Annotated in this window: 10 protein-coding genes; 5 read left to right on the top strand and 5 right to left on the bottom strand. The window is 36.0% G+C overall.

What is annotated here, in order from left to right; genetic code table 11:
• On the top strand, positions 1-140 hold a 140-nt coding region (locus ABN763_RS12590), incomplete at its 5' end, for a CAP domain-containing protein (protein ID WP_410485833.1).
• A gap of 223 nt (positions 141-363) precedes the next feature.
• Here the strand turns inward: ABN763_RS12590 and ABN763_RS12585 are convergent.
• Positions 364-1,188, bottom strand: a complete 825-nt coding sequence (locus tag ABN763_RS12585) for a ZIP family metal transporter (protein WP_410485823.1) — start codon at positions 1,186-1,188, stop codon at positions 364-366.
• A gap of 1 nt (position 1,189) precedes the next feature.
• Positions 1,190-1,846: a metal-dependent transcriptional regulator gene (locus ABN763_RS12580; RefSeq protein ID WP_410485822.1), complete on the bottom strand. Its 657-nt coding sequence runs from the start codon at positions 1,844-1,846 to the stop codon at positions 1,190-1,192.
• A gap of 101 nt (positions 1,847-1,947) precedes the next feature.
• Here ABN763_RS12580 and ABN763_RS12575 point away from each other — a divergent pair, with 101 nt between their 5' ends.
• The 4 genes from ABN763_RS12575 (at position 1,948) to ABN763_RS12560 (ending at position 6,727) form a co-directional block, all read left to right on the top strand.
• Positions 1,948-4,302 (top strand): TonB-dependent receptor, encoded by a 2,355-nt coding sequence (locus tag ABN763_RS12575; RefSeq protein ID WP_410485821.1) that lies wholly within the window; start codon positions 1,948-1,950, stop codon positions 4,300-4,302.
• Positions 4,303-4,353: 51 nt separating this feature from the next.
• Complete coding sequence (locus ABN763_RS12570) at positions 4,354-4,830, top strand: thioredoxin family protein (RefSeq protein WP_410485820.1); 477 nt, start codon at positions 4,354-4,356, stop codon at positions 4,828-4,830.
• A 76-nt stretch (positions 4,831-4,906) separates the two neighbouring features.
• A complete protein-coding gene (locus tag ABN763_RS12565; protein ID WP_410485819.1) occupies positions 4,907-5,575 on the top strand; it encodes a hypothetical protein in 669 nt (222 codons plus the stop codon).
• A gap of 3 nt (positions 5,576-5,578) precedes the next feature.
• Positions 5,579-6,727: a lycopene cyclase family protein gene (locus ABN763_RS12560; protein ID WP_410485818.1), complete on the top strand. Its 1,149-nt coding sequence runs from the start codon at positions 5,579-5,581 to the stop codon at positions 6,725-6,727.
• On the opposite strand, the gene ABN763_RS12555 is transcribed toward ABN763_RS12560, so the two are convergent.
• The 3 genes from ABN763_RS12555 to ABN763_RS12545 all read right to left on the bottom strand — a co-directional run bounded on the left by ABN763_RS12555 (position 6,724) and on the right by ABN763_RS12545 (position 10,675).
• On the bottom strand, positions 6,724-7,698 hold the full coding sequence (locus ABN763_RS12555; RefSeq protein WP_410485817.1) for a polyprenyl synthetase family protein: 975 nt from the start codon (positions 7,696-7,698) through the stop codon (positions 6,724-6,726). The two genes, ABN763_RS12560 and ABN763_RS12555, sit on opposite strands and share 4 nt — an antisense overlap.
• 118 nt (positions 7,699-7,816) lie before the next feature.
• The gene (locus tag ABN763_RS12550) at positions 7,817-9,742 is read right to left on the bottom strand and encodes an OmpA family protein (RefSeq protein WP_410485816.1); all 1,926 of its coding nucleotides are present in this window, start codon (positions 9,740-9,742) and stop codon (positions 7,817-7,819) included.
• Positions 9,743-9,754: 12 nt separating this feature from the next.
• On the bottom strand, positions 9,755-10,675 hold the full coding sequence (locus tag ABN763_RS12545) for a type IX secretion system membrane protein PorP/SprF (protein ID WP_410485815.1): 921 nt from the start codon (positions 10,673-10,675) through the stop codon (positions 9,755-9,757).
• Position 10,676: the final 1 nt, after the last annotated feature.

Raw genomic sequence — 10,676 nt, 5'->3', positions numbered from 1 at the left:
CCCAGGGTGTAGTAAATGCATGGATTAATAGTGATAGCCACAGAGAAGTATTGGAAGATGATTTCTCGCATATCGGAATCTCCGCTAAAAAAGATAACAACGGAAAGTATTACTACACTACCATCTTTTCTAAACTATAGTTGATATGGCAATTAACAATTAAAGTCAGAATTAAATAAAATATAAATACATCACTAAATGAAAAAAGTATTACTATTCATCTTGCTTATCTCAGTAGGAACCTTAATTATCTTTTCTTGAATTATAAAGTAAATGGCTTTCGCCATCTATGAAAGAGAAAAAAACCTAAAACAAAAAAAATCCCGAGCCAATACTCGGGATTTTACTTTTTAGTCTTCCTAATCAACCTAGAGCAACATCTAAACTCATCATTACGATGAATCCTCCAATAAAGCCTAAAGTCGCGATATCAGTATATTTATCGCGTTGGGTTTCTGGTATCACTTCTTCAATAACAACAAATATCATTGCGCCCGCAGCAAATGCTAAAGCGTAGGGTAATATGGGAGTAAAAAAAGAGACCGCTAATGCTCCGACTACAGCGGCAACTGGTTCTACAATGGCTGATAGCTGACCGTACCAAAAACTTTTGAATTTTGATGCTCCCTGCCGACGCATTGGCATAGAAACAGCAAGACCTTCCGGAAAATTCTGGATACCTATCCCCAATGCTAATACTACCGCGCCTGCAATTGAAGCCTCCGGCAATCCAGCGGCAACACCCCCAAAAAGTACGCCTACTGCTAATCCTTCAGGAATGTTATGTAATGTAATTGCAAGTACCAATAATGTAGTACGATGCCAAGGAGTTTTTATTCCTTCTGCCTCTTCTTGTCTAAAATTTATATGCAAATGGGGTAAAACTTTGTCCAAGCCATATATAAATAAAGCTCCAAGGGCAAAACCTATGGCCGCCGGCATCACCTTAACAAAACCTTCGCCTTCACTCATCTCAATCCCAGGAGCCAACAAACTCCAAAAACTTGCAGCAACCATTACTCCTCCAGTAAAACCAAGCATTCCATCTAATAATGCCCTGTTCATTCCTTTAAAAAGAAACACCAAACTTGCTCCCGTTGCGGTCAAAATCCATGTAAATAAAGAAGCATAAAGTGCAGCCAAAATAGGATCAATGCCCTCTAAATATGTAACTACCTGATCAAACATTCTAAATCTTCTTTACGTATAAATTATTAGTTATTCTGCTAGATAAAGGGAGTTCCTTCTTCTTAAGTCGAACAACCATAGTCCCATCAAATGTTTCTTTTGATAGTACTTTCATTTTTTTTCCTAGTTTAATATTATGATTGTCTAAATACTGAAGAAAGTCTGAAGAAGAATCGTGTACACCAACACACAAGCATCTTTCTCCCACTTCAATTTCAGACAAAGTAACACGTTTCGATTTCTTAATTTGACCATCTTTGTCTGGTATTGGGTCTCCGTGAGGATCTTCTGTAGGGTATTCCAAAAATGCATCCAGCTCGGCGGTTAATTTTTCCGATTTAATATGTTCCAACTGCTCCGCAACATCATGCACTTCATCCCAAGTGAAATTTAATTTCTCTACTAAAAAAACTTCCCATAAGCGATGCTTTCTTACGATTTTAATGGCAACTTTTTCGCCTTTTTTGGTCAAGGTAACGCCTTGATATTTTACATAATCAACCAGCGCTTTGTCCGCTAGTTTCTTGATCATATCAGTCACCGATGACGCTTTAGTTTCCATTTTGTCAGCAATAGCATTAGTGCTAACACCTCCCTCTTGTTGCTGGCTTAAATGATAAATGGCTTTTAAATAATTTTCTTCTGAATGCGTAAACATGATGTCAAAAATTTTAACAAATATATTATTTTTTAAGCAATGGTAATTCATTTTTTAGTTTAATCTAAAAATTGTATTATTTTTGCGCTTCAAATTGAGCTATGAAACAATTATTAATCGCCATCTGTCTATTTTTTTTGGCAATTTGTAGTGCCCAAGATATAGCCGTTGTTAGCGGTGCCATTACACATAACAATCAACCTGTACCTTATGCAAGTATTTATGTTCAAAATGGATCAGAGGGCACCACCGCTAATGTTGATGGTTATTACAAACTAACATTAACAGCAGGAGATTATACTTTGGTTGTACAATCTCAAGGTTATCGCACGATTAAAAAGTACATAAACGTAGCCAAGGATGAAAACCTCACTCTTAATTTTGCACTTACTGAAGACGTTCTAGGTCTTGAAGAAGTAGTATTAAGCGCTACACGAAATCGTGTAGAACGAAAAACAACTCCTGTGGTCGTTTCTTCAATAAAACCAAGATTACTTAAAGCAACACAATCAATTACCCTTGCAGATGGCTTAAACTTTGCTCCCGGAGTGCGAGTAGAAACTAATTGCCAAAACTGTGGATTTACTCAGGTAAGACTTAATGGACTGGATGGAGCTTATACCCAAATTCTACTGAATAGTCGCCCGGTATTTACATCGTTACTTGGAGTATACGGCCTTGAGCAAATACCAACTAATATCATCAACCGAGTTGAAGTGGTGAGAAGTGGCGGATCTGCCTTATTTGGCTCCAATGCCATTGCAGGAACGGTAAATGTGATTACCAAAGATCCGGTATTAAATACCTGGGAAATAGGCAGTAACCTCGCCATAATAGATAGTGATGCTCTTGATCGCAATGTAACGTTCAACGTATCTACCGTTGCAGATGACTTAAATAGCGGAATAACGCTATATGGTACTTATAGAAACAGAGATGAATATGACGCAAACGATGATGGATTTACGGAAATAACAGAACTTCGTAATACTACCATTGGAGGTAAAGCTTTTGTAAAGCCTAACGATCGTAGTCGTGTTTCGGTTAATTTAAATGCTATTCGTGAATATCGTCGTGGTGGAGACCGTTTAAATCTAGCCCCTCAGTTTACCGATATTACCGAAGAATTAGATCATGATACATTTATAGGTGGCGCCGACTATGAAATAAATAGTGAGGATAACACCAACAAGTTTCAACTATACACATCAACATCATATACAGATAGAGATAGTTATTATGGAGGATTGGGAGGTGCCCGTACGAGACAGGACAGTATAACCGCAAATAATGCTTTTGGTTCTACGAAAGATCTTGCTTGGGTAAACGGATTGCAATACACTAAAAACTTCAAAAATGACGATGTCATCACTTCTGGTGTCGAATACAATATTACCAACACAGAAGATATTATACCTGGATATAATCGACTGATTGACCAAAGCGTAAACTCGATAGGTGTGTATGCACAATATGAATGGAAACCCTCAAAAAAATTTACTGCTTTACTAGGGGGGCGATTAGATAATGTAATAGTTGACGGAGATTACACTATCGGTGGTATATCCCGCAATGTAAATATCAGTCAAACAGCATTTTCACCAAGATTAACGCTATCGTACTTGCTTACTGAAGAATTGCGTTTTCGTGGCGGGTACGCTCGTGGATTTAGAACTCCGCAGGCGTTTAATGAAGATTTACATATCTCAAGCGTGGGTGGCGAACCACAATTTGTGATCCTGTCTGACGATTTAGAATCAGAATTCTCGAACGCATTTACTGGTTCATTAAATTATTCGAAAACCGTAAATCTTTGGCAATTAGATTTTTTAATAGAAGGTTTCATTACTCAACTTAAAGATCCTTTTACCTTGGTAAGTACGGGTGCTGTTTTAGAAAATGGCTCGATACTAGAAGAGGTCAGAAATGGAGAGAACGCCAAAGTGTTTGGTTCTAATTTTGAATTTGGGGTATCCCCCAATCCCAAATGGCGATTCCAACTTGGTGGTACCATACAACGTACAAAATTCGAAGAAGAGCAGCTTTTATTTGAAAGCGACGGAACTCCTGGTGAAAATGATATCGCAATTGAAGAGTTCGTGAGAGTTCCTAATCTGTATGGTTACCTCAATGCTTCATGGCTACCGAACAAAAAATTTAATGTAGACCTGACAGGGACTTATACAGGTGAGATGACTGTTCCTTTGGTTATTAGCGATACGGGCTTTTTACAATTGAATGAGGTCAATCCTTTTTTTGACCTAAATATCAAAGTGGAAAGTCATATCGATTTTAATGACGACTTCATGGTAACATTTTCAGCAGGTGTGAAAAACCTATTTAACAGCTACCAAGATGATTTTGACATAGGACCGACAAGGGATTCTGATTATATTTATGGACCCAACCTACCTCGAACGCTCTTTGTTGGCATAAAATTTGGCAAATTTCATTAGCAGATCATACATCTTAAAAACAATATAGCCGGAGATAAATAATAAAAACTGATGCTTATAAGAGTTAGCACATACTTGCTTTTTGCTTTACTATGCCAAACTATTTCAGCACAACAAACAACTACAATAGATTGGCTCACTTTTGAGCAGTTAGAAGACTCACTAAAAGTAAAACCTAAAAAAGTACTTATCAATTTTTATGCAGACTGGTGTGTATATTGCAAGAAGATGGAAAAGGTTGGTTTTCGAGATCTTAAAGTTATTTCAAAATTAAATACCAGTTACTATGCTGTGAAGATGAATGCCGAGAGTACTGATACTATTTCGTTTGGAGGTGGGATATTTGTGAATAAACAGCTTGGAACCAAGAGAAATCCAACTCACGAAATTCCACTACTATTAGCCTCACGTAAAAATCGTCCATTTACGCTTCCTGCACTAATTGTTTTAAACGAAAAGTTTGAAATAACAGCAAGATATTTCGAATACCTATCGCCCAAAAAACTTTTAAAAGTGTTAGATGAGTAATCTAAATCGTTTTAATTGTAGTAGTATTTACAATAGAATTTTTCATTTTCCTATTTTTGAGAAAATCTAGTGTTCTATGAAAGTGATATTAGTAATGGTTTTTTCGTCAATTATCGGAATAATTCCACTATCTGCTCAGAAAAAACAAAAAATAGACACCACTTATGCGTATCAAACTACTGTGATGAAGCAAGTAGTAGGTTTGCAAACACAATCAATTCAAAAAGATAAATTCTATTTAAATAGCCGAAGTAATGCATTGATTAAAGGAGGAAAAAACAGGGTTTTACTACCAGTAAATCTTCCTAATAATACTAAAGAATGGTATTACGTTTTTTCGGCATCACGAAATGAAGAAGAAATCACAAATACACTTAAAACCTTTAATCTGGCTGGTGAACTTACCAACTTTATAGAACAGAAATCGTCTCTGCAACAATCAGTTAATAGTTTGAATGCGCCACCAGGAGCAAATATTTGTGATATTTATGTTGTCGACGAATCGAATGCGCTACTTTTTAAAGACAAAGAAGATTTCACTTATGATCTAAGCGGCTCACGTGAGAATTATAAATCTGGTATTGTAACCGTAAAAAAGAAGTCCAGAAATGAGGTATTCTTAGCCTTAAACAATCCGGATAATTTGTACGGTATTCACTTGGCTATTGAGATTATAGCTGTTGTTGAAAATATTGGTTTTAAAGAAGAAACGATTCGTATACCTGTCATTACCTACTCTAACTAACCTATGCAAGACTCCACGTCTTTTGACTATATTTTTACAGGAACAGGAGCAGCTGGTTTGATGTTGGCTTACCGAATGGTGATGTCAGGAAAGTTTGCTGATAAAAATTTTCTTCTGTTAGATAAAGACTTGAAGAATACAAATGATCGTACCTGGTGTTTTTGGGAAGAAGGAATTGGCGAATGGGATGATATTGTAACCATTAAGTGGGATAATTGCCTTTTTAAAGGGAATAATTATAGTAATAGTTTTAAGCTAGATCCGTTTTCATACAAGATGATAAGGGGTATTGATTTTTATAAGAAAATACTAGGTGTTTTAAGTTCACAAAATAATATTGAAATCAGACAAGAATCGCTGTCATCACTTAAAGATGAAATAGCACATGTGGTGGTTAGAACCAATCAAAATGAATACTTTGGGCAAAAAGTGTTCAATAGTATTTTTGATTGGAAAATTATCAATAATCAAAATAAATACCCTGTTTTACAGCAACACTTTATAGGATGGGTAGTTGAAACCGAAGAAGCTATTTTTGATGCTACTACAGCTACTTTTATGGATTTTGACCTACCACAAAATGGCAATACACGCTTTATGTATGTGTTACCAAGGTCTAGCAACGAAGCCTTACTAGAATACACCTTGTTTTCTAAAGATCTGTTAGAGCCGTTAGCATATGAAAATGCGATAAAAGAGTATTTAGAACAGCTAGGAGTTAGCAATTATACTATCAAAGAAACGGAACATGGCTCTATACCGATGACGGTAGCACCTTTTGGAATTAATACAACCAAAAATATTTTAGATATAGGAACAGCAGGTGGTTGGACCAAAGCCAGTACTGGTTTTACTTTTAATATGATATCAAGAAAGACTAGGGATTTAGTACTCTTAGTTGATACAGACATTGATTTTCGAAAATTGAATAAAAAAACACGCTTTTGGTATTATGATCTTTGGTTTTTAGATGTTTTAACCAAATATAATCACAAAGGAGGAGTCATTTTTACTAAAATGTTTAAGCGAAATGATCCTAAAAATATATTGAAGTTTTTAGACGAGCAAACTCATTTCATTCAAGAGCTTCGCATTATGTCTAGCCTAACTTCATGGCCCTTTTTAGAAGCCTTTTTTAAGCGATTATTTTAGACAGTGCGATTCATCAAACTTTCACCAAACTTCTGGAGCATCATTTTTTTGCTTTCATCAATCGCTAGGGTATCTAAAACAGAAAATGCCTTTTCAGTATAGGTTTTAATTGCCCGTTTAGTTGCATTGGCCGCTCCAGTAGTTTCAAAAAGCTGTTTTACTATGGTAACTTTCTCTTCACTTGATGCGGGTTGAATTGAAAAAAGATCAGTAAGCTGAGTAGCCTGTTTTTTGTTTGAACCTTTAAGAGCTTTTAAATACAAATAAGTCTTTTTATTTTCAATAATGTCACCGCCTACCTGTTTGCCAAATGTTTTAGGGTCACCAAATGCATCGAGAAAATCATCTTGAAGCTGAAAGGCGATGCCAAGATTCCTGCCAAATTCATAAATACCATTTTGGTCTTCAATTTCAGCTTTTGCAATAATAGCGCCCATTTTCATTGCGGCTGCCACCAAAACGGATGTTTTGTACTCTATCATTTTAAGATATTCAGTAATAGTGACATCATCGCGAGTTTCAAAATCAATATCATACTGCTGTCCTTCACAAACTTCAAGAGCAGTTTTACTAAACAAGGTTATGAGATCTTTAAAAATTGGATGCTCATATGATTCGAATAATTGATATGATAAAATCAACATTGCATCCCCTGATAAAATGCCTGTATTAAGATCCCATTTTTCATGCACTGTTGCTTGACCTCGTCGGAGCGGCGCATCGTCCATAATATCATCATGTATTAGAGAGAAATTATGAAATACTTCAATCGCCAATGCTGCATCTAAAGCGTGTTTATGATCACCTGCAAAAATATCAGTAGTCATCAGAGTTAAAAGAGGTCTTAACCGCTTTCCGCCCAGTTTTAAGATATAATTTATGGGTTGGTAAAGACTGGTCGGTTTGTTGTTATATGTTTTTTCTTCAAGATATTCTACAAATACCGCTCTGTAGGCATCGATTGATAGCATGCATTTCAATTTGTAGCTAAAATACAATGTTCTGGTCTTATTTTAATTGCAAAAGTTCGATGAAAAGAAAAACCCCAGCACTTTCGTGCTAGGGCCAGGTTTTTGGGTATTAATGTTTTTAATTGGCTTCCATTTGCACAACAGCAAACTCAGATCTTCTATTAAGCTCGTGCTCTTCTTCAGAGCACTTTTGCCCATCATCACAGGGTGTAATCAACTCCATTTCACCAAAGCCTTGATAATTTTCTATTCGGTTTTTAGGAACTCCCTTTTTAGTAAGGTAGCGATAAGTCGCTAATGCCCTATTTTGAGATAAACGAAGGTTATATGCGTCAGCACCGCGACTGTCGGTATGCGAGCCGATAGCAATAATCATTTCAGGATACTTATTGATCATTAAATCAACAACCTTATCCAATTCTTTACCGGCATCCCTTCGAATATTATAGCGATCAAAATCAAAATAAATCTTATTGATATCGATATCAGCCAATACTTCTAATTTTTTAATTGGCTCCAGTTCAAAATCTAAGGTCAAGCTATATCCAGACTCAGGCTTTTTTGTAAATAACGTCTTGGTTTGCGAGATATATTTGGGAGCTGATGCTTCTATGTTATATTGAGTATCCATATCGACATCATACTCATAATAGCCATTTTTATCGGTTTGTACAGTGGCAAATACCTCATTGCTTTCATCCATTATTTTAACCATGGCATTCGCTATGGGTTCCTGATTCACAATATCAGTTACCGTACCATTTAATGTAATCTGCGGTATTCTTACGAATGAGTATATGTCGTCATCACCGGTACCACCTATTCTATTACTGGAAATAAAACCATTAATTCCGTCTGGTGCCAAATAATATGAAAAATCATCTTTATTACTATTTACAGGAAGACCTAGATTCAAAATATCCACCACCTTGCCCATATCATCTTGAATCGTAGCAAAAATATCGAGTTGCCCTAAACCTTGATGGCCATCAGAAGAAAAAAACAATGTTCCATTCTCATGAATAAACGGAAATAACTCGTTTAGTGGTGTATTTATAGTATCTCCTAAATTTTCTGGGGTCGAATATGACCCATTTTCTAAAATAGAAACCTTATATAAATCACTACCGCCAAAACCTTCTTTACTGTCAGAAGCAAAATATAGTGTTTTACCGTCTTTAGAAAGCGTTGGGTGTCCAGTTGAAAAATCGTCACTATTGAAAGGGAGTTCAATGATATTGTCCCATTTACCATCCACCTTAGTCGCACGATATATCTTTAAGTTACTTATTCCATTTTCATCTTTACCTTTTTTATTTAAATAGTTAGTACGAGTGAAATACATCGTATTACCATCTGCGGAAATCGTCATAGATCCTTCATGAACCTTCGTATTAACGTCTCCGGAAATTTTAGTTAAGATGGCCGTACCCGAAGTGTCAATTTCGGTTTTATAGATATCTAAAAAGGGTTGTAAGTTCCAGCCGTAAAGACGTTTTATAAGTCCGCTATCATCGCGAGTAGATGCAATATAAGTAACACTGTCATGAGTATATGCACCGAAATCGCTGAAGGCGCTATTATAAGGGCTTTCAGTAATTTCATAACGTTGTTTTGCCTGGTAAATCTCATCAACGAACTTATCATTTTTAATCATTCGTTCGACATTACCAACCTTTCCTTTTGCCGTTTCTCGATATTTTTTTAACCAGTTGCGTGACTCCTTATATTTTTTGATTCCTCTTAAAGCTTGTGCATATCTTAAGTAATATGTTGGATCAATATCTTTTTGTTGTACAACATCGGCATAGTATTTAACTGCATTTTCCGGATCGCGAAGTAAAGTATAAGCATCTGCGATTTTTCTCTTCGCATAATCAGTGTTATAGTTATTATCGATCATATCTTGATATGAAGTGATCGCTTTTGCATAAGCAAAACTATTGAACATAGCATCTGCTCGGCGTTGCCTACCGTACTGCGCATTAATTAAACTTACCGAAGTAATTAGTAATAATCCCGTAATTAATGTATGGTTTCTCATCAAAAGATTTAATTAAAAATAACGAGGAGATTTCATTTTGTTTTTCACAAAACTAAACTCATAGATAAGTAAGATTTCATGAGTCGATTGGGTAAATGCCTTGAGGGAAGTTAATGGAGATTCATAGGCATAACCAACTCTAAGCTGATCTGATATTTTAAAATCAGCTAAAGCACCAACCGCTCCACCAAGATCACCACCCACGCGATAGGAAGCACCCAACCAAAGCTTATCATAAAACAGAAAGCTCCCGGTAAAATTATAAGAAATTGGTACGGCCTGAGTTATTTGTAATAAAGAAGTAGGTCTGAATTTAATAGTATCATTGATATCAAACACATAACCAGCAATTACATAAACATCATTCTGCTCTAGCGTCTCAAAATCCGTATTTCTGTTCCTGTCATTGGTTAGTAGTTTAGGAGCAGATAGGCCTACATAAAATTTCTCGCTATGAAGATAGCCTCCCAATCCAAAATTAAAGGTCCATCGTTTGTTAATACCGGCTATATAAGGATCTTCTAGAGCAGCAGCTGATGTAAAGCCTGTAAGGTTAAAAAAATTAGCACCTGCTTTTAAACCAAAAGAGGCCTTTATTGATTGAGATACAGGGATCGTATATGAGAAATCTCCATAGAGTTTAGTTGATTTTTCAAAACCAAGTTGATCATTAATAAATGAAACTCCGACCCCAACACGATCATTTCTTAGCGGAGCATTTATAGAAATAGTTTGGGTTACCGGCGCTCCTTCAATTCCCAACCACTGGTTACGATTTAATGCAATAATACTTAGCGCTTCTCTTGATCCGGCGTAGGCAGGATTGATAGCAATAGTGTTATACATGTATTGGGTGAATTGCTCATTTTGCTGTGCGAAGCAACTAACCGTTGTAGTCACCACAAAAAGCAGTGATACATATATTTTTTTCATA

Origin of the sequence: Spongiivirga sp. MCCC 1A20706 (assembly GCF_046524175.1) — a bacterium.
Taxonomy (GTDB): Bacteria; Bacteroidota; Bacteroidia; order Flavobacteriales; family Flavobacteriaceae; genus Spongiivirga.
Note: the sequence above shows the minus strand (reverse complement) of the source record. Positions and strands in the feature narration are given on the sequence as shown.